The following is a 25,104-nucleotide window of genomic DNA, read 5'->3' as shown; positions in this document are numbered from 1 at the left end:
GCCGAAATCAGGGGCGTGCGTCCAGGAACGCTTCGGCGCGCGCCTGGAGGAACGAGCAGAGGGCGGCGAGCGTCGCCAGCTCGCCGGACAGAGCCATGACGCGGCCCGCGCCCAGGGGGGCGGCATTCTCGCGAGGTTCGAACGTCACGGCCCACTCCGTCGAGTCCTTCTCGGGCACCGGCGCCACGTAGAAGGTCGTCGAGACGCTGCGCAGCTGTGCGGCGATGAGGCCCGTGTCGGCACCGTCGTAGCTGTCCTGGGGGATGACGCGGAGGATCTCGGCGTCGTCGTAGCCGAGGGCGCGGAACTCGTCCACCCAGGTCTGCAGGGTCGTCATGGTGCGGAAAGGCATGCGGCATCCCGTCGGTCAGGTCCGGCCGAACGGCGGACACCGTCCAATTATCGGCCCCGCGCGCGGTCGCGCGCGTCATTGCGCGCGCGCGAGGTCGGAGCTTCCCGCGCCGGGCGGCCGGAACGCGCACGGGCGCGTCCCCGCGCCGCCGGGTCGACGGCTGAGAGCGGTGCCATGGTCACATCGCCGTCGCCGATGCAACGGCCTTGCCGGGACATCGCGGGTCGCCTAAAAAGTGCCCGTGGACCATACGAACGTCGAGACCCGAGAAGCCGCAGCCGTGCAGGAGATGTGGCAGACAGTGGTGCCCGGCGCGCGCATCTCCCACGCCGAGAGCATCCAGCCCGCGTTCGTCTTCCGCGGGGCCGCCGATGCGGGCTTCGGGTTCTGCGACTACACGATCGGATCGACCATGGTCGTCGATTCCGACCCGGGTGACCGGATGATCATGGGGCGGATCGCGGGCCCTCGCGTGCGCGCGACGTACCGGCGCGAGCGCATCGACACGGCGGTGCCGTTCATGGTCCTCGATCGCCCGATCGAGATCGCGTTCTCCGGCCGCATTGCCGGGACAGCGCTGTCGTTCGCCCGCTCAGAGGTCGATGAGGCCGCACGCCGGCTCTCCGGCGACGAAGCGCTGCGAGTGCGGCCGACCGGCCATGCGCCCCTCAGCGAGCAGCGTCATCGCTACTGGAACCGCACCTGGGAGTACGGGCGAGACCTGTTGCTGCGCTCGACCGAACGGACGCCCCTGATCGAGCAGCAGGTCCGTGGGCTGCTGCTGGAGGCCTCACTGCTGGCCTTTCCCACGACGCTCACCGAGGCTCTCGCGTCCGGTCGCCCCGCGCGACCGCTGCCGGCCCCGGTTCGCCGAGCCAAGGGTTACATCGAGGCGAACGCCACCAGCGCGGTGACCCTCGCCGATATCGCCGAGGCGGCGCGACTGTCGCCGCGCGGTCTGCAGTACGCCTTCCGTTCCGCCACGGGGCGCACGCCGATGCAGTACGTTCGGCGGGTCCGTCTCGACGCCGCGCGTGCCGACCTGCGCTCCGCCGACCCGTCCGGAGAGACCGTCGCCGCCGTGGCAGCGCGCTGGGGATTTTCCAACCTCGGCAGGTTCGCGGCGATGTACCGAACCGAGTTCGGCGAGACGCCCTCGACGACGCTGCGCACCTGACGCAGAAGTCGCTGCCGTCAGTGGCCGGCGCCGAGTCCCCCGCTGAGACGGCCGTGGAACCGGGCGGTGGCGTCGTTCATGCCCACGATCTCGATGGACGTGCCGAGGTGGGCGTACTTGGTCTGCACGGCGTCGAGCGCGGCGACCGTCGAGGCGTCCCACACGTGCGACCGTGACAGGTCGATGATGACGCGCGCGGGGTCGTGGTGGTACGCGAACTTGGTGGTCAGGTCATTGCTCGAGGCGAAGAAGAGCTCGCCCTCGACGGTGTAGCGGGCGACCTCACCGTCGACGGCGCGCGTGACGGTGGTGAGGCTCGCGACACGACGCGCGAAGAGCACGGCGGCGGCCACGACCCCTACGCCCACCCCGATAGCGAGGTTGTGGGTCCACACGGTCGCCACCACGGTCAGGACCATGACGATCGTTTCGCTCCGCGGCATCCGCCGAAGGGTCGAGAGACGGATGCTGTGCCAGTCGAACGTCGCGACCGAGACGACGATCATCACGGCCACGAGCACCGCCATGGGAATGATCGCCACGACATCACCGAACACGAGGACGAGGACGAGCAGGAACACCCCGGCCAGGAACGTGGAGATGCGCGTGCGCGCGCCCGACGCCTTCACGTTGATCATCGTCTGGCCGATCATCGCGCAGCCGCCCATGCCGCCGAACAGGCCCGACAGGACGTTCGCCGCGCCCTGACCGAGCGACTCCCGGGTCTTCGACGAGGGGGTGTCGGTGATGTCGTCGACGAGTGCGGCGGTCATCAGGGACTCGAGGAGTCCGACGATGGCCATCGCCACGGCGAAGGGGAAGATGATGGCGAGGGTCTCGCCGGTGAGCGGCACGTTCGGCGTCAGCAGCGCCGGAAGGCTCTCGGGGAGCGCCCCCTGGTCACCCACGGTGGGCACCGAGATGCCGAAGACGACGGCGGCGCCGGTCAGCAAGACGATGGCCACGAGCGGGGCGGGCACGGCCGTGGTGAGCCGCGGGAGAAGGTACATGATGGCCAGGCCGGCCGCCGCCAGGGGGTACACCATCCACGGCACGCCGATCAGCTGCGGAACCTGGGCCACGAAGATGAGGATCGCCAGGGCGTTCACGAACCCGACCATGACGCTGCGCGGGATGTAGCGCATGAGCTTGGCGACGCCCAGGAGGCCGAGGATGACCTGCAGGATGCCACCGAGGATCACCGTGGCCAGGAGGTAGTCGACGCCGTACTCGCGCGCGACCGGGGCGATGACGAGCGCGATGGCGCCGGTGGCGGCGGTGATCATCGCGGGGCGCCCGCCGAGGAACGCGATGGTCACGGCCATCACGAACGACGAGAAGAGCCCGAGGCGCGGATCCACGCCGGCGATGATCGAGAACGCGATGGCCTCGGGGATGAGGGCGATCGCGACGACGAGGCCGGCGAGCACCTCTCGCGTGAGCAGGCGCGGGGATCGCAGCGCCTGCAGGACGGTCGGCTCGGGGCGCGGGCGCGCGAGGACGTCGGTCACGGAGGACTCCAGGGGGGTGGGGGAGAATCGAGGGGGTCGCGAACGCGACCGCTCAGACTCTACCGTAACGTGAGGTTTACGGGATCGGGGATGTCATGAACCAGGTGCGGCCGATGCAGATCGGGGAGCTCGCCGAGCGGACGGGGCTGTCGATCCGGACCCTCCGCCACTACGACGAGATCGGGCTGCTGCGCCCGTCGGCGCGCACCGACGGAGGATTCCGGCTCTATACCGCCGACGACGAGTCGCGCCTGCTGCTCATCCGCCGGATGAAGCCCCTCGGCTACTCCCTCGAGCAGATGGGGGAGCTGCTGACGGTCGTCGACGGTCTCGCCGGCGACCCGAGCGACGCCGCGCTGCGCGCCCGGCTCGACGGCATCCGCGACGAGGCCGCCGAGCGCCGCGATGGGTTGCGCCGGCAGCTCGAGGCGGCCGACGAGTTCCTCGCCCAGCTGGCCGCGCGCTGACCGCGCCAGACCTCGCCCGTGCAGGCGCGGCGGGGGACGGCCCCGTCGCCGTGTAAGATCGTCTGTTGGAAGTGTGTCCGAGCGGCCTAAGGAGCATGGCTGGAATCCATGTAGGCGGGGTAACTCGCCTCGCAGGTTCAAATCCTGTCACTTCCGCCACGAAAAGAGCGTCGCCCCGATCCGTCAGGACCGGGGCGACGCTCTTTTGCGTCGGGCGGTCAGACCACCCTCTCCGGTTGCTCCACCGCCGCCGTTCCCGTCCGCTGAGCGAGAGAGCGCGGCAGCACCAGGGCGAGGACGCGACGGATCGGCGTCGCCCGCTCACGCAGACGCGTCCGCACCCCGTGGACGGCCGATGTCAGCGCCGCTCCCTCCGACGGATCGGAGCGCTCCTCGGCGTAGCTCGCGCGCTCCACGGCGTCGCGGAGCAGGTCCACGTCGTCGGCGGGAGCTCCGTGCTGCTGGATCAGCCGCCCGGCGAACGCGCGCGGAGTCTCGGCGTCGGGAGAGGGGATGCCGAGATCCACCGCCTGCGCGCGGATCTCCGCCCACGCCGCCGCCGCATCGCCCGCCGCGATCCGCCGGAGCCGCGAACGTCGGCCCACCGTTCGGACCGCGCCGGGAAGGGCACCCAGAAGGAGCAAGAGCACGAGCCCCGCTGCCGCGACCAGGCCGGTGAGATCCTGGCGGGCCCCCGCGGCGCGGTCGCTCCCGGCCGTGCCCGGCCCGTCCTGGGCGCCGCGGGAGGGAGCGGTCGTGGGCACCGCCCCGGGAGTGGCGGCGTTCTGCTGCGAGGGAGTGTCGGCCGGAGTGGTGGACCCGCCCGTCGTGCCCGAGGCGAAGTTCGTCGGGACGCCGAGGCTGTTGGTGGGCTCGAACGGGACCCATCCGATGCCCTCGAAAAAGACCTCGGGCCACGCGTGCAGCTGGCTGGAGGTGACGGTGTAGGTCGTCTGCCCCTGCTGCGCCGTGCTCGTCGGGGTGCCGGGGAGATACCCGACCACGATGCGGGAGGGCATATCCAGGGTGCGGGCCATCACGGCGAAGGCGGAGGCGTAGTGCACGCAGTAGCCGGTGCGCTCCTGGAGGAAACGGGCGACGGCATCCATTCCCGCCCCATCGAACCCGGCCTCGACGGGGGCGTCGAGCGAGTAGCGGAAATCGGATCCGCGGAACCACGACTGCAGGGCGACGAGGGCGTCGTAGGGCGACTGCGCTCCGGCGGTGACCGATCGCGCCGTCTCGCCGATGATCGCCGGCACATCCGCGGGGAGCGCCCGCACGTCGTCACCGAGGTCGGTTCCGCCGACCGAGCGCGCGCGGATCTGTTCGAGCGTGGGCCGGGGCACGACGGCGTCGACGTCGTAGGCCTGGTCTCGCGAGGAACTGGCACGCGACACGATGGTGCGGTTCTCGGGGACGCCGAGCCACTCGCCCTGCAGGCCGGTCACGGTCGTCGCCGGAGACGGGACGGGCAGCCACGGGCTGTCCAACTCGCCGACGTTCACCGTCGTGGTCCACTCGGCCAGCGCGATGTCGGCATCCACCGAAACCGGATCGAACACCGGCCCGTCGGCGGGCACGGTGACGGTCTCGCTCGTGTCGGGCTCCCACACCGCGCCGTCGAAGCGCGACAGCGTGACCGCGCGCAGATACGGCGGCGTCGGTCCGGTCGTCCGCACGGTCAGGACATCGATCTCGCGGGGCTGGCGCAGATCGCTGCCCAGCTCGAGGTTGGGATTGATCGTCGTGCCGAACCCGGTGCCGCTGCCGGAGGCGAAGCGCAGCGCCGGCTGCGGGAGCATCGGCACGGCCACCAGGGTGACGATCACCGACACGGCGGCGATGCCGAGGGCGGTCGCCGAGGCGCCCCCGGCGCGCGGGGCGCCGGCGGGCCGGGTCGGCGAGACGCCGCGCGACCGGGCGCGGGTGTCCACGCGCAACAGGAACAGGAGGGCGCCGGCGAGCAGCAGCACCGCGGGGACGTTGACCTCGGCGGGGAGGGCGATCGTCGGGATGAGCGACACCGCGACCAGCCCCACACCGCCCAGCAGCGGCATCCGGGCGGTGAGCACGACGTGGTCGAGCACGATCGCGAGACCCCCGACGGCGGTCACCAGCACGAAGGCGAGTCCGGCCTGGGGGACGACCGGCGCCACGCCGAGGCGGATCTCCTCGGCCGCCCCGGCCAGGAGGGTCGGCACCGATGCCATCGTCGCGGGGGTGGGGATGACGCCGAGGAGGGCCGTCGGGCGTCCGAACATCGCCGTGAGCAGGACGACGCCGACGACGAGTTCGAGAATGGTGGCGGCGATGGCTGGGAGGGCGAAGAAGCGCACGGCGAGGCCGGTGAGGAGCACGGCGCCGGCGAGGGCGAGAGCGCCGGCCGTCCACGCGCCGGGGGCGATCACCGAGAACACCGGCATCAGGGCAGCCGCGACCCCCGCGAACACGCCGATCGCCAGCAGCAGAGCGTCGCGGCGTCGCAGCCGTGGGCGCACCGCCGCCGACTCAGCCCGCGACACGCGCATCCTCCGATCGCGTGGCCTCGTCCCAGACCCGGGCGATGTCGTCGCCCGGACGGAGGGCGGACGCGCGCCAGCCCGCGCGGCGCCAGAGGTCGATGTCGGCGCCGTCGGACACGGCGAGCAGCACCGGCAGGGCGGAGTGCGGAGGTCTCGCCGCGAGCGCCGCCGGGTCATCGGCCGCGAGGCCGCCGGTCACCACCACAACGGGTCCGAGCATCGCACCGGCCGAGGCGGGGACGGCTCGGCGCCCGGGGCCGTCGGGCCGCGCCGCGAGGGTCGCGAACGATGCCGCCAGCGCGCGGGCCTCGGCATCCTCGCCCCCCTCGACCGGGTCGGCCAGCAACTCGCCGTCGCTGTCGATGACGTCGACGGTGTACCCCTCGTGGACGAGCCGGGCCACCGCCGACACGCACGCCGAGATCGCGGTTTCGAAGCGGGGATCGCGTCCCGGTGCCTCCGCCGCGGCGGGCGACCAGCGGGACACGGCGCGGTCGAGCACCACCGTGGCGGCGGGGCTGGACTCCTGCTCCTCTTGGCGCACCATGAGCGTGTCGCGGTGCGCGGTGGCGCGCCAGTGGATCCGACGCATCGAATCCCCGGGGGCGTAGGGGCGAGCGACGAGGTTGTCGGCGCCCTGGCCGAGCTGCAGGGCGGCGCTCTGCCGGGTGCCGCCGGCCTCGCCGGGGGTGGAGGGGAGCGGTCCGAGCTCGACGATCGTCGGGGCCACGGTGACCGGCGTCGCCTGCCCCACGCGGAATCGGCGACGGATGAGTCCGAACGGATCGGTGGTGGACACCCGCAGGGGGCCGAGGAGGTGAGCGCCGCGCTCCACGCCCCACACCTCGTACCGCAGCCGAACCAGGGAGCCGGTGCCGCGCGTCACCGCCGGGAACGGGCCCTCGGCGTTCCCGCGCAGACCGGTGGGCACGGTCTCGGACCAACGTCCGGCAAGCGTGGGAAGACCCGAGCTCATCCGAACGGTGACGTGCACCTCGGCGAGGCCGCCCACTTCGGCGACGTCGGGCGCCACGGCGCGCGTGACCTCGGCGCGGCCCCGCCGGAACACCGACGCCGCTCCCGCGCACAGGACGAGGGCGATCATGAGCACGCCGAAGTACATCAACTCCGGGATGGCGGCGCGCTGAGCCACGACGAGGGAGACGATGGCCAGGGCGACCGCGCCCGTGCCGCGCAGCGTCAGCGGCCAGCGCTCCTTCACGGTGTGCTCACGCCCGTTGGGCCAGCGGCACGCGCACGCCCGCGGCGATGCGCTCGAGCGCATCGGCGATCACGACGGCGCCCGCGCGTCCGCCCGCGGCCGACCGGTTCGCGATGAGCCGGTGGGCGAAGACGGGGGCGAGGAGCGCCGTGAGGTCGTCGGGGATGACGTAGCCCCGGCCGTCGAGCGCGGCGCGCACCTTCGCCGCCCGCACGAGCTGCAGTGTGGCGCGGGGGCTGGCGCCCAGACGGATATCGGGGTGGCTGCGGGTGGCCTGCGCGAGCGCGACGGCGTACTCCTCGAGGGCCGGGGCCACGTGCACACCGCGCGCCCAGGCGATCATGGCCGTCACCTGGCGCGCCGAGACGACGGGGGTCAGGGCGTCGAGCGGATTGACCGTGTCACGCTGGCGCAGCATCAGCGCTTCGGCGGCCGGATCGGGGTAGCCCATCGAGATCCGGAGGAGGAAGCGGTCGCGCTGGGCCTCGGGAAGAGCGTAGGTGCCCTCCATCTCCAGCGGGTTCTGCGTCGCCACGACCAGGAACGGCGAGGGCAGCACGTGGGTGCGCCCGTCGACGGTGACCTGCCGCTCCGCCATCGCCTCCAGCAGCGAGGACTGGGTCTTGGGGGAGGAGCGGTTGATCTCGTCGGCGATCACGATGTTCGCGAACACCGCGCCCGGCGTGAACTCGAACTGCCGCTGGACGGGGTTGAACACCGACACGCCCGTGATGTCGCCGGGGAGCAGGTCGGGCGTGAACTGGATGCGACGGACGTCGGCGTCGACGGTGGCGGCGAGGGCGCGGGCGAGCATGGTCTTGCCGACGCCGGGCACGTCTTCGATCAGCAGATGTCCCTCGGCCAGCAACGCGATAAGCGCGCTGCGTACGGCATCCGGCTTGCCATCGATGACGAGCGAGATCGACGAGAGGATCCGGTCGGTCAGGCGGGCGAACGACTCCGCGGTCAGGGGATCGTCCGCTCCCGCGCGAGGGGGAATCGCGTCCGGGCGTCGCAGTCGCGAGGTCGCCTCGGGCGTCACCGTCTCGTCCATGGCATCCCTCGTATCGCGCTGGGGTGGGGCGGATCACGGCCACCGTGACCCGATCGTAACCTGCGCCGCGGGCGCCGGGGCCGGAATCCGGCAGGTGCTCAGGTCGAGGTCTTCGCGCCCGCGGACCCATAGGATCGGGCATCGTCGCCCAACCGAGGAGAACACCATGTCCGCTGCCGCTCACGTGCTCGCCGTCGACATCGGTGGAACCAAAGTGGATGCCGCCGTCGTCACCGCGGACGGCGCGGTCGTCCGCGCGAGCGTCGCGCGCCGCGCCACGGGCCGCGAGAACTCGCGCCAGGTGATCGCCGCGAACATCCGCGCCGCCGCGGAGGAGGCGCTCGCCGCCGTTCCCGGAGTGAACGTCGAGGCGATCGGCGTGGGGAGCGCCGGTCCGGTCGACCTCCCACGTCGTTCGGTATCACCGCTGAACCTTCCGCAGGCCGGGGAGCTCGTCATCGACGACGTGCTCGGTGGTCTCGTCGACGGCCCCCTCACGCTCGCTCTCGACGGCACGTGCATCGCGCTCGCCGAACACTGGCGCGGTGCCCTCGTCGGCTGCGACAACGCGATGGCGATCGTGGTGTCCACCGGCGTCGGTGGCGGGCTCGTGCTGGGCGGTCGGCCGATCACGGGCACGAGCGGGAATGCCGGACACCTGGGCCAGACGTTCGTGCGCACCGTCGAGGACGACGCCGCCGCGGCGACCCTGGAGGCCGTCGCCGCCGGTCCCGCATCCGTGGCCTGGGCCCGGTCGCGGGGCTGGGACGGGCAGACGGGGCTCGACCTGGCCGCGTCGTACCGTGCGGGCGACGACATCGCCGTCGCGGCCGTCCGCCGCTCGGCCTCGGCGGTGGGGCAGGCCATCGCCGCCGCGGCGACGCTCTGCGATCTGGAGGCCGTGGCGATCGCCGGCGGGTTCTCGCACGTCGCCGACGACTACATCGACCTCGTTCGTGCTGCGGCGTCCGCCGCCGCGGTGCACGCCTACGCGCGACGCTGCCGCATCGTCGCCTCGGGACTGGACGGCGACGGGCCGCTGCTGGGGGCCGCCGCGCTCGCGCTGCGGGCATGACGACGGCGCGGCGCCCGCGAGGGGCACCGCGCCGTGTGCGTCACACCAGGGCCACGGCCATGAGCACCACCGACAGGCCCATGGCGCCCAGCTGCGCGCGGTCGAGGCGGGCGCGCATGCGGCCCATCAGGGCCACCGACAGCGCCGCGTAGCCCAGCGCCCCCACCAGAAGCAGGGGACCGAGCGCGATCCCGTGGGCGTGGCCCGCGGCCGTGCCGTGCCCTCCCATCGCGAGCGGGAGTCCCGCCATCGCGATGAGTCCGAGCGTGGTGTGCATGGTCATCGCCGCCGGAACCCGGGTGCGCCGCCGACTCCGGGGCGACCGCCACATGGCCAGGGCCAGCGCCGCGCCGAGGAGGAGCGCCGTCCAGTACACCGGCGCGAGCAGGCCGAACAGGCCCGCATCGAGCATCGCCGCGAGCATGAGCACCGAGGCGATGACCTCGGGCGGCCGCACCCGCGCGCGATCGGCGGCCAGACAGCACGTTCCGATCGCGGCGGGGGCGACCGCCCACAGGTGGAGGATCTCGCTCATCGACTCAGCAGTGGTGCGCGCCGTCGTGTCCGTGCGCCGCGTGCCCCTCGTCGCCGTGGCCGGTGACGTGCGCGGCCGGCGAGCAGTGCGCGCTCTCCGGGGCCGGCACGTTCAGCACGGGGTTGCGCTCGAAGAAGTTGTACGGCTTCAGCGTGAACTTGGCGTAGTCCATGGGCATCACCGGCCAGTCCTCGTTGCGCGGGAAGTGCGTGAGTCCGAACGTGTGCCACAGCACGAGGTCCTCGCCCACGAGCGGCTCGTCGCCGGCGATGAAGTCGGGGATGCCGGCCCCACCGGGGTGCTGATTGACGAAGTCGCCCGCCGCGTAGCGCTCGGCAGGGTCGTACTTGGTGACGAAGAGGTTCTTGGTCGCGAAGGCGGCACGGGCCGCGATCGAGGACTCGTCGTCGGCCAAGAGCACGGGCGTCTCGGTCGGGAAGAGCACGTACGACGTCGCCTGGCCGCGCTCGGTGGTCTTGTCGGTCGAGGCGATCTGCCACACCCGGTTGACCGCGCCGTCGGCAACGCGGCCGGACACCTTCTCGGAGGTGATCGGCGTGACCTTCTTGGTGAAGGCGTTGCCGGCGGGGTTGGTTGCCGACATCGGCAGACGCACCGCGTCGATCTCGTTCACGACGTTCGCGACGCCGTCGACGGTCATGTCCAGGCGCGCCGAGAACAGGTGCTGGTGGTAGGGAGCGCCCAAGCCCGGGGCGACCTCCGACGCGAACGGGTAGCCCTCGCCCGGGTAGGCGGAGGTGAACAGGATGCCGGTGAGCTTGGCCTCGCACTCGATCGTGCCGTCGAGGTAGAGGTACCAGTAGAACCCGTAGTCGTAGTTGCCGACGGTGGTGAAGAAGGAGATGACCAGGCGGCGGGCGCGGCGGACCTCGCTGGAGCCGGTGAAGATGTCGCTGTGCTTCCAGAGGGAGCCGAAGTCCTCCTCGTGCATGCAGACCGCGTTGCGGATCGTGCGCGGCATCCCGTTCTCGTCCGAGAGCACGGCGTCGACGTAGGTGATGTCGCCGACGCAGTCGCATCCGAGTTCGAGTTCGTTGGTGTAGCGGCCGAAGAGGTACTCGCCGGTGTCGAAGTAGTTCTGCCAGAAGCGGTTGGGGGCGGGGTCGGCGTAGGGCACCACCATCTCGCTGATCGAGCCGCGGTACATCACCGGGCGCCCGGCGAATGACAGCTGGCGCAGGATCAGACCCTCGCGGGTGTCGAAACCGATGCGCAGATCCCACTCGCCCCACGTGACGTGCTCGCCGTCGACGGTGAAGCTCGACCCCTCGGGCTGGGTGATGACGATCGGCTTCAGCCCCTCGAGGGGCGGGCCCTGGAGCTCGGGATCGTCGAAGTTGCCGTGGGTCTCGGGCACGGTGAATCCGGGGGTGTCGACGATCTCGATGACCGCGCGGGCCGCGACGTCGATGTAGGCGGTGAGCCCGTCGACGGGGTGCGCCCACGGGTGGTCGGCGGGGTGGTCCTGCCGGAACGCGAAGGTGCGGAGCACGCGGCGGCCCACCTCGTTCTCGTAGCCGTAGTGGCCGGCCGAGAGCGGCACGAGCACGACGTCGTCGGTGGTGAGGCCGCGCGCGGCGAGGGCGGCGATCCACTCTTCGCTCTCGTTCGCGATCACGCCGACCTCTTCGAACTCGGCATCCAGGATCGGGAGCTGGCCGTCGGAGCCGTCGAGCTCGGTGGAGCGCAGCACGCCGCCGGTCGCGAGCGACACGACGAGGTCGAGGGAGTGGGCCGTGCGGAGGTTCAGCAGCTGCACACGAGCGCGGCGCTCGGGAGCGGGGGCCTCGCCGCGCTCCCAGGCGAGGACCTCGCCCTTGGGAGCCTCCTCGAGGCCGACGTACGCGAAACGGGTGGCCTCGTCGATGCCGTCGAGGCCGGCGACCACGGCGCGCACGGCGGTGATCTCCTCGGGGGTGAGCGACGCCAACGGGTGCGCGGGCGCGGCCGGGGCGGTGAAGGCGGAGACAGTGGAATCAGTGAGGGTCATGGTGTCTTTCCAGGTGGAGCGGGTGAGGGGGACGACGAGGCTCAGCCGGCGATGGCGTCGATGAGCTTGGCGTAGGCGGCGGGACGGCGTCGGCGGATCCAGGTCGCCTGCGCGTATCCGAACGCGGGGACGACCACGACCAGGGCGAGCAGCGACCAGGTCAGCCCGCCGAAGACGGGGGAACCGTCGGCGTCCACGTCGCCGACCAGGACCGGGAAGTAGGCCACGATCACCGCGGCCGACAGGGCGAGACCGATGAAGCCGAGGGCGGGGGCGACGACGGTGTTCCACACGCGTCGGTCGGTGCGGTTGCGGGCGAAGTAGACGATGACCGCGATCGAGGTCGCCGCCATGAGCACCGCGATGGCCACCGTGGCCACGCCGGAGAACCACGTGAACACCTGCAGCAGCGGGTCGAGGCCGAGGACGGCGAAGGCCGCCAGCAGGAGGCCCGCGGTCGCGGTCTGCACGAGCGAGGACGCGTGGGGCGACAGGTGCCGTGCGTGCACGCCGGCCAGGCGGTCGGGCAGGACGCCGGCGGAGGACATCGCGTGCTGGTACCGGGTGATGACGTTGTGGAACGACAGCACGCACGCGAACATCGAGGTCAGCAGCAGCACGTTCACGATCACTTCGCCCACGGCGCCGAGGTAGATCGCCACGGTGCGCAGAACGAGCGTGCCGGGGTCTTCCGCCGCCGCCTCCAGAACGCCGCCGGGGCCCCACGCCATCACCAGACCCCACGCCGAAAGGGTGTAGAAGATCCCGATGCCGATCACGGCGCCGTAGGTGGCACGCGGAATGGTGCGGTCGGGGTCGCGGGCCTCGTCGCGGAAGATCGCGGTGGCCTCGAAGCCGATGAAGGCGGCGATGGCGAACATCAGTCCCACGCCCGGCGACCCGCTGAGCACGTTGGACGGCTCGAACGGCGCCAGGCTGAGGCCCTCGGGACCGCCGTTGACGACGACCGCGGCGACGAGGACCAGCACGATGGCGACCTCGGCGATCAGCAGCACGCCGAGCACCTTGCTCGACAGGTCGATGTGGCGGTAGCCGAGGAGGCCGACGAGCGCGACCGTCGCCAGCGCGTACAGCCACCAGGGGAGGGCGGGGCCTCCGAGCGAGACGACCGTGACGCTCAGCAGGTAACCGATGTAGCCGTACACCGCGACCTGGACGGTGGTGTAGGTCAGCATCGCCATCCACGCGCCGGCCAGCCCCGAGGGGCGTCCCAGGCCGTAGCCGATGTAGGTGAAGAACGCGCCGGGGCGGGGAACGTGCCGCGTCATCGCGGCCAGGCCCACGGCGAACAGCACCAGGATGACGGCGCTGACGGCGTACAGGCTGGGGTAGCCCACGCCGTTTCCGATCAGGATGCCGAGGGGGGCTGCGCCGCCGACGACGGTGAGCGGGGAGGCGGCGGCGACCACCATGAAGATGATCGCCGTGACGCCCAGCGAGCCGCTCAGCTTTCGGGGTGTCGCTGCCGCGGCCCCCGTCGATTCGAGCTGGGTCATGTCGAAGCCTTTCGAGTCGGGTGCGCAACCGAGAGTCCTCCCCCGGCGTTGCCGCACGATGTAGCCGGTGTGAAACCGCCCGCACTCCGAGTGGGACCGGGGTCGCCGCGCCGTCTCATTCGCCGACACGCGCGCGAAACATCGGCGTCGTCGGGGTGCAACGGCGACGTCGTACGGTCGCAGCGAGTACACGGGGAGCACCATGACCGCACTTGCCCGCGCCATCGCCCGGCCCGCACCCGTCGCCGGGTTCGGCGACCGATCGCCCCTGCACGGCCTGGAGCGCCGCACCATCGGCATCGTCGACCTGGCGGCGCAATCGGTGGCCGCGGTCGCCCCCGCCGCCGCCGCGACGACGGTCGTGCTGCTCGTGGCGGGCGTCGCCCCCGGCGCCACCGTCGCCGCGATCATCGCGGCCGCGGTGCTGAGCTTCGGCGTCGCGCGCACGATGTCGCAGTTCGCTCGACGGTTCGCCGCCGCCGGCGCGCTGTACACCTACACCGCCCGCGGGCTCGGCGAACGGGCGGGGCTCACGGCCGGCGCCGCGATCGTGGTCGGCTACGGCGCGATCGCGATGTTCGCCCTTCTCGGGGGCGCGTACTACCTCGGCTATCTCGTCGCGGGGGTGTGGCCCGGTGTCGATCGCGGGGCCACGACGACGGTGGCGCTGCTGGGCGAGGCGGTGTTCGTCGCGGTGGTGCTCGTTTCCGGCATCCGCCTGTCGGCGCGCGTCGCCCTCGTCGTGGAGGCCCTGTCGGTCGCGCTCATCGTGGTGCTGCTGGGGGTTCTGCTGGTCTTCATCGGTCCCGCCGACATCGTCGCCGCCGTCGCCCCCGGTCCCGTGGATCCGGTGGCGCTCGCCGCGGGCGCGGTCGTGGCGTTGACGGCCTTCGTGGGGTTCGAATCGGCGGCGACGCTCGGCGTGGAGTCGGTCGCCCCCCTGCGCAACGTGCCGCGCGCGATCACGGGGACGGTGCTGATCTCGGGCGCCGTCTACGTGCTGGCGGCGGTCACTCAGGTGTCCGGCTTCCACGCGCTGGGGCTGGATCTGGCGGCCAGCGCGTCGCCGGTCAACGATCTGGCCGGGGCGTTCGGGCTGGGACCCTGGGGCGTGGCCGCCGACATCGGGATCGCGGCGTCGTTCCTGGCGTGTGCGATCGGCACGATGACCGCCCTCGTGCGGGTGCTGTTCGCCATGAGCCGTGACGGCGTGCTGCCCGCGCGCCTGGGGAGCACGCACCCGCGCCTGCGCACGCCCATCGCCGCGATCGCCGTGGCGCTTCCGGTGGTCGCGGCGGTGCCGGTGGCGCTGGTGATCACGGGCGTCGACATACGCGAGGCGATGCAGGCGACCCTGGCCGTCGGGGCGACGGGGTACATCACCGCGTACGTGCTCGTGTGCGTCGCCGCGCCCGTGTTTCTGCGTCGGATCGGTGAGTTCACGATCTGGCCCGCGGTGGTCGCAATGGTCTCGGCCGCCGCCCTGACCGCCGCGCTCGTGGCGTTCCTCGTCGTCGGAACCGATGGGGTGGGCGTGATCTGCGTTGCCGCGGTCGGCCTCGTGGGTGCGGTGATCGTCGCCTTCGCAGGACGTCGCCGACGCTCTCGCCCCATCGGCGCGTACGACGAGCCCGTGGCCGCCCAGGTGCTCGGGGGAGTCGCCCCACCGGGCCACCGGGGCGATGCCTGAGCGGGCGGGGCTTTCGGCGCGACAGCCGGGGGCGGTGCGTTCGGCGCTGGCGGTGCTCGAGGCGGTGGCCCACCTCGGCGCCGGGGCGAGCGCGCAGCGCATCTCGACCGAGCTGGGGCTTCCCCGGGCCACGACCTATCGGCTGCTGAACCTCCTCGTCGAGGACGAGTACCTCGTGCGCACGCCCGACCTGACCGGGTTCGCCCTCGGCGCCCGCGTCGCGCAGCTGACCGGGGTGGTCGCCGCCCCGACGCGGCTGCCGTCAGCCGCCCGGGCGGTGCTCGCCGAGGCCCGGCGGGCGGTGCGCGGGGGCGTGCACGTGGTGCTGTTTCTGGAGGGGCGACTGGTGGTCGTCGATGCCGACCCCGACTTCCCGCTCTCCGACGAGGCACGGATGACCCGCGAACCGGCTCGGTATGCGCTGGGGCGCCTGTTGCTGATCACGAGCGGGGCCGGTGTCGACACGACCGTCGAGGCTGACTACCACCGCTTCGGCGTCACCCGGCAGTGCGGGGAGGTGGCCCCGACGACCGGATGCCTCGCCCTCCCGATCCGCGATGAGACCGGGGCGACGGTGGGCGCACTGGGATTCTCGGGCGCCCGTCACCGGGTCGAGGAGCCCGCTGAGGTGATCCGCTCCCTCGAACCCACCGTGCGCGCCCTCGCGCCGCTCGTGGTGTGACCGGCCTCAGCTCGACACGATCGTGATGACCCCCGGTGCGGTCCCGCCGGGGGCGACCACCCGCGAGACGCAGCAGCACATCTTGGTGCGGGCGTCACGCTGGCGCTCGCTGTAGAAGACGTCGCGGTGGTCGATCTCGCCGTCGAGCCCGGTGACCCGGACCTCGCAGAGCCCGCACTCGCCCTTGCGGCAGTCGTACATCATGTCGGCTCCCGCGGCCTCGAGGGCTTCCAGCATCGACTGGTTCGGGGCGACGGTCGTCTCCAGGCCCAGGGCGGGGATGCGGACGGTGAAGGGTTGCGGGTCGAACCACCCGCTGTTGCCGAACGTCTCGGTGCGCAGGTCGGCCGCGGGGAGGCCACGTACGATCCACGCCCGGCGCACGGCATCCATCAACCGGATCGGCCCGCACACGTACACCTCCGTGCCCGGTTCGACGGAGTCCACCAGCGCGGGCACCGAGATCGAGGTGCCCTCGTCGCGCACGTGCACGTCGAGTCGGTCGTCGTGGACATCGCGCAGTTCGTCGAGGTAGGCCATGAGCGGGCGGCTGCGACCGAGGTAGAGAAGTCGGTAGTCCGCTCCGGCGGCACGGAGCCGTTCGGCCATGCCCAGGAGCGCCGTGATGCCGATGCCGCCGGCGATGAGCACGTAGCGGCGCGCGCCGAGGCGGAGCGGGAAGTCGTTCAACGGCTGCGTCAGCGCGATCCGGTCGCCGGGGCGGAGCGCGTTCATTCGGGCCGCGCCGCCGCGGCTCACCGGTGAGGTGAAGACGCTCACCGCCACCCGGGCGCCGTCGGGCGTGGCATCCACGATCGAATACGACCGCTGCTCGTCGCGCCCGGCGATCCGCACGCGCACGTCGAGGTGTGCGCCGGGCTCCACCCGGACGGGGGAGTCGACGTCGATCTCGATCCGGCGGATCTCGGGGGTGAGGTCGCGCGCGGCGGCGACCGTGCCGCCCTGCCAGACTGCGCGGTGCGAAACGGCCACTCAGCCCACCGCCGCCGGCGTCCGCTCGCGGCCCTCTGCCGCCAGCATCCGCTCGAGGAGCCGCCGCACCCACATGCCGCCCGCGTCGATGTTGAGGCTGTAGAACTCATAGTCGGGGTTGGCGTCGATCGCGGCCTGCTGGGCGGCGAGCATCGCCTCGTCTTCGCCGAACACGCCGTGCACGCCGTCGCGCAATTGCGTCGTGATGAGCTGGCTGTCGAGGCGGTAGTTGCGCTGGAACGACCAGAAGTAGTGGCTGGTGCGGTCGGTCTCGGGGGTGATGGTGTTCATGACGTAGCCGTTGACGCCCTGCGAGCGGTCGCCCTCGGGGGCGCCGGTGCCGGCTTTGGCCACGCCCACGTCGATGCGGATCGTCGAGGGGGCCTCGAAGTGGATGATCTGCCAGCGGTCGACGCGGCCGGAGAATCCCGGGAATTTGTCGCGCATGTTCTTCAGCCAGAAGGGCGGCGGCTCGATGTCGCGCATCCAGCGTTCGACGGTGACGGTGTCGTCGGTGTGGCGGGTGACGAACTCCGATTCGCTCAGCTCCTTCTGTCCGATGCTGCTGGAGTGCACGAACTCCTCGTGGGTGAGGTCCATGAGGTTGTCGAGGATGAGCTGGTAGTTGCAGGGCGCATGGATCGTGAGTCCGTCGCCGGTCCAGTCGGGGTGCGTCATCTGGTGCATGTCGGGGATGCGGTCGGGATCGGCCAGTGCCGGATCACCCACCCACACCCACACGTAGCGGTAGCGGTCGACGACGGGGAAGGAGGGGACGAGCGCGCTGGGGTTGATCGTCTCCTGGGCGGGCATCGAGGTGCAGCGGCCGCGGGAGTCGTAGGTGATGCCGTGGTACGGGCATCGGATGTCTTCCGGACCGACCAGCGCGCCCTGCGACAGGGGTGCGAGGCGGTGCCAGCACGCGTCGGCGAGGGCCACCGCGGTGCCGTCCTCGGTGCGGTACAGCGCGAGGGGGCGCCCCGCGATCGTGCGGGCGAGGATGCGCTTGCGGCCCACCTCGTGGTCCCACGCCGCCACGTACCAGGCGTTCCGGGGGTAATCCAGCAGCTTCGCCGCCATCGTTTCGGTCACGGGACCTCCTCGTCCTCAATAACTATCACCATAGATATTGAGAGGAAGATAGCGTGGGCGCACGCCACATCGCAAGAGGGGAGAGGCAATGAGCCTGCGCTACGCGCTCCTGGCGCTGCTGACCGCCCAGCCGATGACCGGGTACGACCTCGCCAAGGCCTTTCACGGCTCGGTCGGACACGTCTGGCACGCCCCCGATTCGCAGATCTACCCCGAGCTCAAGCGCATGGTCGCCGACGGCCTCCTGCGCGACGAAGCGGTGCCGTGGGGGAGCGCCACCACCAAGACGCAGTACACGATCACCGACGAGGGCGTCGACGACCTGCGCCAGTGGATGGAGCAACCGGTCGTGTACGGAGCCGACCGCGACCCCGCACTCCTGCGCGCGGCCTACTTCGAGTGGGCCGAGCCGGAGGCCGCCCGCGCGCGGCTGCGCGAGCACATCGCGCACTACGAGGTGCGGCGCGAGCTGTGGCAGGGCCAGCTCGACGCGATCCGCGCGCGCACGCATCCGATCGTGGCGCGACGCCTCGAGACCGACACCGTGCACGACCCCGCGGCGATCGTCGCCTTCAAGGTCTTCGCCTACGAGGGGTTCGTGGCCCGCGCCGACCACGAGATCGCCTGGGCCCAGCGCGGCCTCGCCCTCGTCGAGGCGATCGAGAGCGGCAGCGCGCCCCGTTAGGAGCCGGCGAGCAGGCGCGCCCGGAGCTCGGCCTTGCGCACCTTTCCCGAGGCCGTGCGGGGCAGGTCGTCGACGATCGTCACCGCCTTCGGGATCTTGTACCGCGCGATCTGCCCCGACAGGGCCGCGCGCACGGTCTCGGTGTCGACCACCGCCCCGTCCGCGACCGTCACGAGGGCGATCGGCACCTCTCCCCACTTCTCGTCCGGGATGCCGATGACCGCGACGCCCGTGATCCCGGGGAGCCCGGCGATGAGCCCCTCGACCTCGGCGGGGTAGATGTTCTCGCCGCCGGAGATGATCATGTCCTTCAGCCGGTCGGCGATGTAGAGGTAGCCGTCCTCGTCGAGATAGCCCAGGTCGCCCGACCGGAACCAGCCGTCCGCGGCGAACGCGGCCGAGGTGGCCTCGGGCTGGCCGTGGTAGCCCGCGAAGACGTTGGGCCCCTGCACGTGGATCTCGCCCACGGTGCGGGCGGGCACCGGCATCCCGTCCTCTCCGACCACCCGCACGTCGGTGAAGAAGTGCGGCAGTCCCACGCTCCCCGCCTTCTGGCGGGTCATGGATGCCGACATGCTCGTCGCCCCGGGGGAGGTCTCGGTCATGCCGTACCCCTGCGTGAACGACAGGCCCCGAGCCTCGTACGCCTCGCGGATCCGCGGCGGCACCGCCGAGCCGCCGCACGTCAGGGTGCGCAGGCTCGAGATGTCCGTCGTCGCCCACTCCGGGTGGTCGGCCATGAGCTGGTAGGTGGTGGGAACGCCCGAGACCACCGTGATGCCGTGGCGCTCGATCAGATCGAGCGCGCGCCCGGCCTCGAAGCCTGCCTCGAGCACGACCGTCGCGCCTTTCATCAGCGCAGGGAGCGCCCCCATGCCGAGGGACGCGACGTGGAAGAGCGGCGAGATCATGAGCGAGACGTCGGAGGAGACGAGGTCGTAGTCGATGATCGTGTTCACCGACACCCACGTGAGGTTGCCGTGGGTGAGCACGGCGCCCTTCGCGCGACCCGTGGTGCCGGAGGTATACACCAGCGCCGCGGGGTCGTCGAGTCCGGTCGGCGCCGGCGCGGGCACCTCGGTGACGAGGGCGAGGAGGCGCTGGAGACCGGGCTCGCCGTCGCGTCCCGAGGCTCCGGTGCGCACGACGTGCGGGGCGGCGTCGCCGCCGAGCGTGCCGTCGGCCAGGGCAGCGTCCACGCGGTCGCCGAACGCCGGATCGTGCACGAGAAGACGCGCGCCCGAATCGGCGAGGACGTGGGCGATCTCCGGTGCGGCCAGACGCGTGTTCACCGGCACGAAGACGGCCCCGAGGTGCGCAGCGCCGAAGAGGAGGAAGAGGAACTCGGGCGCGTTCTCGCCGAGGTAGGCCACGCGGTCGCCGCGACCGATCCCGCGCCCGGACAGGACGGCGGCGGAGCGTTCGACGGCGTCGGCGAGGTCGGCGTAGCTCACGCGCCGGTCGTCGCCGAAGATCAGGGCAGTCTTATCGGGGTGCTTGAGGCGGCGGCGAGGAAGCCAGGCGCCCAGTCCGGGTGTGCTCATCGTTCTCTTCATCGAGGGAGAGGGCGCCGCGGTGCGCCCGGGAGCGGAGGGGATGCCGCCCGCGCGGCGCCGGGGTCGGCGCGCGCGGGCGGGGTGTCATGCGGAGAAGCGGTAGAGCCCTCGGGCCACGACGGCGGGCTTGTCGCTCCCGTCGACCTCGATCGTTTGGTCCACGGCGAGCTGGTAGCCCCCGCGCACCTCGGTCACCTCGGCGATGATGGCGTTCATGCGCACGCGCGCACCGACCTTCACCGGCGAGACGAAGCGGACCTTGTCCAGACCGTAGTTGACCTTGGTGGTGACGCCCGTCACCTCGAGCAACTCGGTCCAGAACTTTACCGTGAGCGACAGGCTGAGGTAGCCGTGCGCGATCGCCCCGCCGAAGGGGCCGTCCTTCGCGCGCTCGGGGTCGGTGTGGATCCACTGGTGATCGTCGGTGGCGTCGGCGAAGAGGTCGACACGGCTCTGCGTGACCTCTAGCCAGTCCGACCAGCCGAGGTCGGTGCCGGCGAGTCCGGCGATGTCGGCGTAGGCGACGGTCGTGGTCATGGTGTTCTCCGTTCGGGTCAGGGGGTCAGGCCGAGCAGGCGCGCGGCGTTGTCGCGGAGGATGCCGGGCATCCTCTCGGTCTTGAGCGCCGTCGCCTCGACGTCGCGCATCCAGCGATCGGGCGTCAGGAGCGGGAAGTCGCTGCCGAAGAGGATGCGCTGGCGGAGGAAGGAGTTCGCCGCGCGCACGAGCTGATCGGGGAAGTAGGTCGGGCTCCACCCCGACAGGTCGATCCAGGTGTTCAGTTTGTGCGTGGCGACCGAGATCGCCTCGTCCTGCCACGGCACCGACGGGTGGGCCATCACGATCTGCAGGGTGGGGAAGTCCGCGGCTACCGGGTCGAGCAGCATCGGGTTCGACAGCCCCAGGCGCAGACCCCTGCCCCCCGGTATCCCGGCGCCGATCCCGGTCTGGCCGGTGTGGAAGAGGGCCACCACTCCCGCGGTCTCGAGTTCGGCGTAGAGCGGGTAGTGCGCCTCATCGCTCGGGTCGAAGCCCTGCACGGTGGGGTGGAACTTGAATCCGCGCACCCCGCTCTCGTCGATCAGGCGCCGCGCGCGGTCGAGGGCGTCGGGGCGGCGCGGGTCGACCGATCCGAAGGGGATCAGCACGTCGGCGTGGCGTGCCGCTCCCGCGGCGACCTCGGCGCTGGAGATCGGTGGGTGCCGCAGCTGCGTCTCGGCGTCGACGGTGAACACCACCGCCGCCATCCGCCGCTCGCGGTAGTACGCGGCGATGCTGTCGAGGTCGGGGCGGGGGCCGTCGGTGGAGAAGTACCGGCTGGCCGCTTCGGCGAGGTCGTCGGGAAGCGAGGCGTGCGCGTGCCCATCGACCTCGATGTGCACGTGCATGTCGATCGCGGTCAGGGCCGCGACGTCGATCGCGGGCTCGTAACGGGTCATGCCGGTCACCGCGCGGGGTCGCGACGCAGGTCGTCGGGGAGCGGCGGGAAGCTCTCCCCGACCCCCTGCAGGGGGCCGACCGCCTCGGTGAAGTCCGTGGCGAGGGCCTCGGCGGTCCAGCCGCCGTCGCGGTAGGCGGTGGCGGCCGGCTCGGGGTGCGTCCACAGTTGCAGGCGGTCCCCGCCGATGCCGATCGCCTGGCCGGTCACCGCACCGGCGGCATCCGAGGCGAGATAGGCGATCAGCCCCGCGACATCGTCGGACGTGCCGAAGCCGAGGTCGTGACGGAAGAAGGCGGGCATGGGCTCCCCGGCGGCGTCGGCCTCGACGGCGGCGGCGAAGTAGGGCACCGTCGCGGTCATGGCGGTGGCGGCGACGGGAATGACGGCGTTCGCCGTGATCCCGGCCCTCTTCAGCTCCAGCGCCCAGGTGCGCACCATGCCGACGATGCCGGCCTTTGCGGCGGCGTAGTTGGTCTGGCCGAAGTTGCCGCGCTGACCGGTGGGGGAGCCGATGCAGATGATCCGCCCGGCGACGCCGTTCTCGCGCATCCAGATCGCCGCTTCGCGCACGCACGTGAAGGTGCCGCGCAGGTGCACGCCGATCACGGTGTCGAAGTCGTCGTCGCTCATCTTCCACAGCACGGTGTCGCGCAGGACTCCGGCGTTGGTGACGAGGATGTCGAGACCGCCGAAGGTGTCGACGGCGGTACGGACGAGCTGCTGGGCCGTAGCGGTGGGTCCGACGGGCGCGACGACCGCGACCGCGCGGCCCCCGTCGGACTCGATCGTGGCGACGGCCTCGGCCGCGGTCGCCGCATCGACGTCGTTGATGACGACGGCGGCGCCGTGGCGGGCGAGTTCGCGGGCGTAGGCGAGGCCGAGGCCGCGGCCCGAGCCGGTGACGACGGCAACTTTGCCGTCGAGGAGGGGTGCGCTGGTCATGGGGATCCTTCCGTCGAGACCATTTCTAAACTCAACGATTGATAATGTCAATCATTGAGTTCGCTACCATCGGAGAGTGACCTCCACGCCCGCCCCCGACGCGCCCGTGAACCTCGACGACGAGCTCAGCTTCCTCATGGCGCGCGCGAACGCCCTCTCCATCGCCGCGGGCAACAGCGCGCTCGCACCCCTCGGCCTGCGGGTGCGGTCGTACTCGGTGCTCGCGCTCGCCGCGGGAGAGACGCGTCCCTCGCAGCGAGAGGTCTCCGATCATCTGCGGTTGGATCCGAGCCAGGTCGTCGCTCTCGTGGACGACCTGCAGCGCCGCGGTCTCGTGACGCGCGAGCCCGACCCGCGCGACCGCCGCGCCAACGTCGTCGTGATCACCGCGCCGGGTCGCGCCCTCGTGGACGAGGCCCGCCCCGCGATCCTGGCGGCCGAGCGCGAGCTGCACGCCGGACTCGACGACGCGGAGCGACGACAGCTCACGGCGCTGCTGCGGCGCGTGGCGTTCCCCGACTGAGCCCCGCGCCTCCGCCCGGGGCGTGCGCGGGCTCGCCCGTCGGGTAGACTCGTGTCGGCTCTCCGCGCGGCGGCATCCAGGCCAACTCCCCCAGGACGGAAACGTAGCAAGGGTAACCAGGCTCTACCGGGTGCGCGGAGAGTCTTTTCTTTGCCCGCGGATCCGGATGCCGCGCCCTCAGCGGCGCGCGAACGGTCCGTCGATCACCGCCCACTGCAGCAGCATGATCGTCTTGGCATCCTGGATCTCTCCGTCGCGGACCATCTGCAGCGCCGCGTCGATGTCGTACTCGAGGATCTCGATCTCCTCGCCCTCCTCGACCAGGCCGCCCCGGTCGCCGACGCGCGCGGCGCCGTCGTACGCGGCGGCGAAGAAGTGCAGTCGCTCGGTGACCGAGCCGGGGCTCATGTACACCTCGAACACCGGCTGCACCTCGGTGACGACGACCCCCGTTTCCTCCTCGGCTTCGCGGCGGATCGCGGTGAGCGGATCGTCATCGTCGAGGAGCCCCGCCGCGGTCTCGATGAGCATCCCGTCGGGGTGGTCGTTGACGTAGACGGGGTAGCGGAACTGCCGCGTCAGCAGCACCGTGCGCCGGGCGGGGTCGTAGAGCAGGATCGTCGCGCCGTTGCCGCGGTCGTACGTCTCGCGCTTCTGGGTCGTCCAGGCGCCGTCGTCGCCGCGATAACGGAACGTCGTGGCGCGCAGGACGTGCCATCCGGCGGCGAGGAGCTCGACGTCCTCGACCACGACGCGCTCGTTGCGGTCGAGATCGCGGCCGGTCAGGTGCAGGCCCGTGCGGCCGCGATGGTCGGGAACGGTGGTGCCGGGGCGTACGTCGTTCATGCGGTCGGGATCTCCTCGATCGAGGCGTACACCGGGATGCCGCGTTCTCGCGCGATCTCCACGTCGCGGTCCGCGCCGCGCGAGGCGCCGGGAAGGCGGAGGACGGCGTCGCAGTGGTGCAGCAGGCGCTCCGCGGTCGGATAGAGCACCTCGGAGGCGAGCGGGTCGTTCGGCCCCGACGCCCCCGCGCTCGCAAGGACGGGCAGCGCGACCCACTCGCCGATCATCGGGACGTGCCCGGCGCGGAAGATCGGCCACGCCGCCTCCTCCAGACGGCGCAGGTTCGCGGCCATGCGGGCGGGGTCGCCGTCGGTGCCCGAAGCGTACGGTCCGGCGATCAAGATCAGGAGGGGGCGGCTCATAGTCGGAACGATAGTGCAGAAACGTGCAACACTGGGAATATGATGCTCGCCGCCGCTCGCAAAGAGGCCCTCCTCGACCGGCTCCGTCGCGACGGACGACTCGTGGTGAAAGACATCGCGATCGACCTCGGGCTCTCCGAAGACAGCATCCGGCGCGACCTGCGGGAACTGGATGCCGCGGGTCTCGCGGTCCGCGTCTACGGCGGTGCCCTGCCCGCCTCGCCGGCGGTCGGCGACTACGCCGCGCGCGCGGACGTAGCCCCGGCCAGCAAGAGGCGGGTCGCCGCGGCCGCGCTCGCACGGATCGAACCCGGGGCGACGATCCTTCTGGACGGCGGGACCACGACGCTCGCCCTCGTCGACGCGCTGCCGCGGTCGTTCGAGGGCACCGTCATCACCCACTCGCCGACGATCGCCGCCGCGCTCCTGCACCACGACGTCGAGGTCATCGTCATCGGCGGGCGCGTGTTCAAGCACTCCGCCGTCGCGTGCGGGGCCGCCGCGGTCGAGGCCGCGCAGAAAATCAGCGCCGACGTCTTCTTCCTCGGCGTCACGGGCGTGCACCCCGACGCGGGGCTGTCGACGGGGGATGCCGAGGAGGCGGCGATGAAGCGCGCCCTCGCGGCCCGCGCGGCCGAGACGTACGTGCTCGCCAGCACCGAGAAGCTCGGTGCGGCCTCGCGATTCGGCATCCTGCCGCTGGATGCCGTGACGGGCGTCATCGCCGATCTCGATCCCGCTGCCGCCCTCGCGGGCCAGCTGCGCGCGGCGGGGGCCCGGTTGCTCCCGGTCGCTGATCGCCCCTGATCGCTCGACGCCGAGGCAACCCCCCTGTGATGTCGGCGG

At 71.9% G+C, this 25,104-nt stretch carries 24 protein-coding genes, 1 tRNA gene and 1 other RNA gene; 10 read left to right on the top strand and 16 right to left on the bottom strand.

The genetic code is table 11. The annotated features are described in order from the left end of the window. Positions 1-7: 7 nt before the first annotated feature. Positions 8-352: a hypothetical protein gene (locus tag ACU6WY_RS11045; RefSeq protein WP_483819701.1), complete on the bottom strand. Its 345-nt coding sequence runs from the start codon at positions 350-352 to the stop codon at positions 8-10. 241 nt (positions 353-593) lie between these two features. On the opposite strand from ACU6WY_RS11045, the gene ACU6WY_RS11040 reads away from it, so the two are divergent. Next, entirely contained in the window at positions 594-1,529 is a 936-nt protein-coding gene (locus ACU6WY_RS11040) for a helix-turn-helix transcriptional regulator (protein ID WP_483819700.1), read from the top strand. Between the two features lie 17 nt (positions 1,530-1,546). Here the strand turns inward: ACU6WY_RS11040 and ACU6WY_RS11035 are convergent, their stop codons facing one another. Beyond that, positions 1,547-3,040 carry a SulP family inorganic anion transporter gene (locus ACU6WY_RS11035; RefSeq protein WP_483819699.1) on the bottom strand — a complete coding sequence of 498 codons (1,494 nt, stop codon included), beginning with the start codon at positions 3,038-3,040 and terminating at the stop codon, positions 1,547-1,549. 113 nt (positions 3,041-3,153) lie between these two features. Between ACU6WY_RS11035 and ACU6WY_RS11030 the strand changes: the two genes are divergently transcribed. Then, entirely contained in the window at positions 3,154-3,507 is a 354-nt protein-coding gene (locus ACU6WY_RS11030; protein WP_483819698.1) for a MerR family transcriptional regulator, read from the top strand. Between the two features lie 67 nt (positions 3,508-3,574). Next, a tRNA-Ser gene (locus ACU6WY_RS11025) sits at positions 3,575-3,666 on the top strand. 59 nt (positions 3,667-3,725) lie between these two features. On the opposite strand, the gene ACU6WY_RS11020 is transcribed toward ACU6WY_RS11025, so the two are convergent. Genes ACU6WY_RS11020 through ACU6WY_RS11010 form a run of 3 tightly spaced genes read right to left on the bottom strand, consistent with a single transcriptional unit; the run spans position 3,726 to position 8,308 of the window. Further along, positions 3,726-6,032, bottom strand: coding sequence for a transglutaminase TgpA family protein (locus tag ACU6WY_RS11020; RefSeq protein ID WP_483819697.1), 2,307 nt, complete (start codon positions 6,030-6,032; stop codon positions 3,726-3,728). Next, positions 6,019-7,254, bottom strand: coding sequence for a DUF58 domain-containing protein (locus ACU6WY_RS11015; protein ID WP_483819696.1), 1,236 nt, complete (start codon positions 7,252-7,254; stop codon positions 6,019-6,021). Before ACU6WY_RS11015 ends, ACU6WY_RS11020 begins: the two co-directional genes overlap by 14 nt. A gap of 7 nt (positions 7,255-7,261) precedes the next feature. Continuing rightward, positions 7,262-8,308 (bottom strand): AAA family ATPase, encoded by a 1,047-nt coding sequence (locus ACU6WY_RS11010; protein WP_483819695.1) that lies wholly within the window; start codon positions 8,306-8,308, stop codon positions 7,262-7,264. Positions 8,309-8,474: 166 nt separating this feature from the next. On the opposite strand from ACU6WY_RS11010, the gene ACU6WY_RS11005 reads away from it, so the two are divergent. Then, positions 8,475-9,383, top strand: a complete 909-nt coding sequence (locus tag ACU6WY_RS11005) for an ROK family protein (protein ID WP_483819694.1) — start codon at positions 8,475-8,477, stop codon at positions 9,381-9,383. Between the two features lie 40 nt (positions 9,384-9,423). On the opposite strand, the gene ACU6WY_RS11000 is transcribed toward ACU6WY_RS11005, so the two are convergent. The 3 genes from ACU6WY_RS11000 to ACU6WY_RS10990 are packed head-to-tail and all read right to left on the bottom strand — an operon-like array spanning position 9,424 to position 13,446. Then, on the bottom strand, positions 9,424-9,918 hold the full coding sequence (locus ACU6WY_RS11000) for a hypothetical protein (RefSeq protein ID WP_483819693.1): 495 nt from the start codon (positions 9,916-9,918) through the stop codon (positions 9,424-9,426). Positions 9,919-9,922: 4 nt separating this feature from the next. Further along, positions 9,923-11,929 carry a primary-amine oxidase gene (locus ACU6WY_RS10995; RefSeq protein ID WP_483819692.1) on the bottom strand — a complete coding sequence of 669 codons (2,007 nt, stop codon included), beginning with the start codon at positions 11,927-11,929 and terminating at the stop codon, positions 9,923-9,925. Between the two features lie 41 nt (positions 11,930-11,970). Then, positions 11,971-13,446: an APC family permease gene (locus ACU6WY_RS10990; RefSeq protein WP_483819691.1), complete on the bottom strand. Its 1,476-nt coding sequence runs from the start codon at positions 13,444-13,446 to the stop codon at positions 11,971-11,973. 202 nt (positions 13,447-13,648) lie between these two features. On the opposite strand from ACU6WY_RS10990, the gene ACU6WY_RS10985 reads away from it, so the two are divergent. Together ACU6WY_RS10985 and ACU6WY_RS10980 are read left to right on the top strand one after the other, a co-directional pair. Next, positions 13,649-15,136 carry an APC family permease gene (locus ACU6WY_RS10985; protein WP_483819690.1) on the top strand — a complete coding sequence of 496 codons (1,488 nt, stop codon included), beginning with the start codon at positions 13,649-13,651 and terminating at the stop codon, positions 15,134-15,136. A 34-nt stretch (positions 15,137-15,170) separates the two neighbouring features. After that, on the top strand, positions 15,171-15,818 hold the full coding sequence (locus ACU6WY_RS10980) for a helix-turn-helix domain-containing protein (protein ID WP_483819689.1): 648 nt from the start codon (positions 15,171-15,173) through the stop codon (positions 15,816-15,818). Between the two features lie 6 nt (positions 15,819-15,824). On the opposite strand, the gene ACU6WY_RS10975 is transcribed toward ACU6WY_RS10980, so the two are convergent. Together ACU6WY_RS10975 and ACU6WY_RS10970 are read right to left on the bottom strand one after the other, a co-directional pair. After that, the gene (locus ACU6WY_RS10975; protein WP_483819688.1) at positions 15,825-16,811 is read right to left on the bottom strand and encodes a PDR/VanB family oxidoreductase; all 987 of its coding nucleotides are present in this window, start codon (positions 16,809-16,811) and stop codon (positions 15,825-15,827) included. After that, positions 16,812-17,891: an aromatic ring-hydroxylating dioxygenase subunit alpha gene (locus ACU6WY_RS10970; RefSeq protein WP_483821908.1), complete on the bottom strand. Its 1,080-nt coding sequence runs from the start codon at positions 17,889-17,891 to the stop codon at positions 16,812-16,814. 100 nt (positions 17,892-17,991) lie between these two features. On the opposite strand from ACU6WY_RS10970, the gene ACU6WY_RS10965 reads away from it, so the two are divergent. Beyond that, positions 17,992-18,588: a PadR family transcriptional regulator gene (locus tag ACU6WY_RS10965; RefSeq protein ID WP_483819687.1), complete on the top strand. Its 597-nt coding sequence runs from the start codon at positions 17,992-17,994 to the stop codon at positions 18,586-18,588. On the opposite strand, the gene ACU6WY_RS10960 is transcribed toward ACU6WY_RS10965, so the two are convergent. The 4 genes from ACU6WY_RS10960 to ACU6WY_RS10945 form a co-directional block, all read right to left on the bottom strand. Then, entirely contained in the window at positions 18,585-20,132 is a 1,548-nt protein-coding gene (locus tag ACU6WY_RS10960; RefSeq protein ID WP_483819686.1) for an acyl-CoA synthetase, read from the bottom strand. The genes ACU6WY_RS10965 and ACU6WY_RS10960 overlap by 4 nt on opposite strands. A gap of 96 nt (positions 20,133-20,228) precedes the next feature. Next, positions 20,229-20,681 carry a MaoC family dehydratase gene (locus tag ACU6WY_RS10955; RefSeq protein WP_483819685.1) on the bottom strand — a complete coding sequence of 151 codons (453 nt, stop codon included), beginning with the start codon at positions 20,679-20,681 and terminating at the stop codon, positions 20,229-20,231. Positions 20,682-20,698: 17 nt separating this feature from the next. Next, positions 20,699-21,583, bottom strand: a complete 885-nt coding sequence (locus tag ACU6WY_RS10950) for an amidohydrolase family protein (protein WP_483819684.1) — start codon at positions 21,581-21,583, stop codon at positions 20,699-20,701. A 5-nt stretch (positions 21,584-21,588) separates the two neighbouring features. After that, complete coding sequence (locus ACU6WY_RS10945; RefSeq protein WP_483819683.1) at positions 21,589-22,527, bottom strand: SDR family oxidoreductase; 939 nt, start codon at positions 22,525-22,527, stop codon at positions 21,589-21,591. Between the two features lie 76 nt (positions 22,528-22,603). Between ACU6WY_RS10945 and ACU6WY_RS10940 the strand changes: the two genes are divergently transcribed. Together ACU6WY_RS10940 and ffs are read left to right on the top strand one after the other, a co-directional pair. Then, positions 22,604-23,050 (top strand): MarR family winged helix-turn-helix transcriptional regulator, encoded by a 447-nt coding sequence (locus tag ACU6WY_RS10940; RefSeq protein WP_483819682.1) that lies wholly within the window; start codon positions 22,604-22,606, stop codon positions 23,048-23,050. A 53-nt stretch (positions 23,051-23,103) separates the two neighbouring features. Continuing rightward, an RNA gene (gene ffs, locus ACU6WY_RS10935) (signal recognition particle sRNA small type) lies at positions 23,104-23,200 on the top strand. Between the two features lie 27 nt (positions 23,201-23,227). Here the strand turns inward: ffs and ACU6WY_RS10930 are convergent. Both ACU6WY_RS10930 and ACU6WY_RS10925 read right to left on the bottom strand, forming a co-directional pair. Beyond that, complete coding sequence (locus ACU6WY_RS10930) at positions 23,228-23,896, bottom strand: NUDIX domain-containing protein (RefSeq protein WP_483819681.1); 669 nt, start codon at positions 23,894-23,896, stop codon at positions 23,228-23,230. Next, the gene (locus tag ACU6WY_RS10925; RefSeq protein WP_483819680.1) at positions 23,893-24,258 is read right to left on the bottom strand and encodes a DUF4406 domain-containing protein; all 366 of its coding nucleotides are present in this window, start codon (positions 24,256-24,258) and stop codon (positions 23,893-23,895) included. The genes ACU6WY_RS10930 and ACU6WY_RS10925 overlap by 4 nt, the downstream gene beginning before the upstream one ends. 39 nt (positions 24,259-24,297) lie before the next feature. On the opposite strand from ACU6WY_RS10925, the gene ACU6WY_RS10920 reads away from it, so the two are divergent. Then, entirely contained in the window at positions 24,298-25,065 is a 768-nt protein-coding gene (locus ACU6WY_RS10920; protein WP_483819679.1) for a DeoR/GlpR family DNA-binding transcription regulator, read from the top strand. Positions 25,066-25,104 lie beyond the last annotated feature (39 nt).

It is taken from the genome of Microbacterium sp. ZW3a (genome assembly GCF_057167165.1).
The sequence above is the reverse complement of the archived record's forward strand: the minus strand, read 5'-3'. Positions and strand labels throughout refer to the sequence as shown.

Coding starts and splice junctions, on each gene's coding strand:
- ACU6WY_RS10950 (WP_483819684.1), bottom strand. CDS start 21,583: ATGACCCGTTACGAGCCCGCGATCGACGTCGCGGCCCTGACCGCGATC.
- ACU6WY_RS10990 (WP_483819691.1), bottom strand. CDS start 13,446: ATGACCCAGCTCGAATCGACGGGGGCCGCGGCAGCGACACCCCGAAAG.
- ACU6WY_RS10955 (WP_483819685.1), bottom strand. CDS start 20,681: ATGACCACGACCGTCGCCTACGCCGACATCGCCGGACTCGCCGGCACC.
- ACU6WY_RS11045 (WP_483819701.1), bottom strand. CDS start 352: ATGCCTTTCCGCACCATGACGACCCTGCAGACCTGGGTGGACGAGTTC.
- ACU6WY_RS10995 (WP_483819692.1), bottom strand. CDS start 11,929: ATGACCCTCACTGATTCCACTGTCTCCGCCTTCACCGCCCCGGCCGCG.
- ACU6WY_RS10945 (WP_483819683.1), bottom strand. CDS start 22,527: ATGACCAGCGCACCCCTCCTCGACGGCAAAGTTGCCGTCGTCACCGGC.
- ACU6WY_RS10925 (WP_483819680.1), bottom strand. CDS start 24,258: ATGAGCCGCCCCCTCCTGATCTTGATCGCCGGACCGTACGCTTCGGGC.
- ACU6WY_RS10920 (WP_483819679.1), top strand. CDS start 24,298: ATGATGCTCGCCGCCGCTCGCAAAGAGGCCCTCCTCGACCGGCTCCGT.
- ACU6WY_RS10930 (WP_483819681.1), bottom strand. CDS start 23,896: ATGAACGACGTACGCCCCGGCACCACCGTTCCCGACCATCGCGGCCGC.
- ACU6WY_RS11005 (WP_483819694.1), top strand. CDS start 8,475: ATGTCCGCTGCCGCTCACGTGCTCGCCGTCGACATCGGTGGAACCAAA.
- ACU6WY_RS10960 (WP_483819686.1), bottom strand. CDS start 20,132: ATGAGCACACCCGGACTGGGCGCCTGGCTTCCTCGCCGCCGCCTCAAG.
- ACU6WY_RS11000 (WP_483819693.1), bottom strand. CDS start 9,918: ATGAGCGAGATCCTCCACCTGTGGGCGGTCGCCCCCGCCGCGATCGGA.
- ACU6WY_RS10965 (WP_483819687.1), top strand. CDS start 17,992: ATGAGCCTGCGCTACGCGCTCCTGGCGCTGCTGACCGCCCAGCCGATG.
- ACU6WY_RS11030 (WP_483819698.1), top strand. CDS start 3,154: ATGCAGATCGGGGAGCTCGCCGAGCGGACGGGGCTGTCGATCCGGACC.
- ACU6WY_RS11010 (WP_483819695.1), bottom strand. CDS start 8,308: ATGGACGAGACGGTGACGCCCGAGGCGACCTCGCGACTGCGACGCCCG.
- ACU6WY_RS10985 (WP_483819690.1), top strand. CDS start 13,649: ATGACCGCACTTGCCCGCGCCATCGCCCGGCCCGCACCCGTCGCCGGG.
- ACU6WY_RS10970 (WP_483821908.1), bottom strand. CDS start 17,891: ATGGCGGCGAAGCTGCTGGATTACCCCCGGAACGCCTGGTACGTGGCG.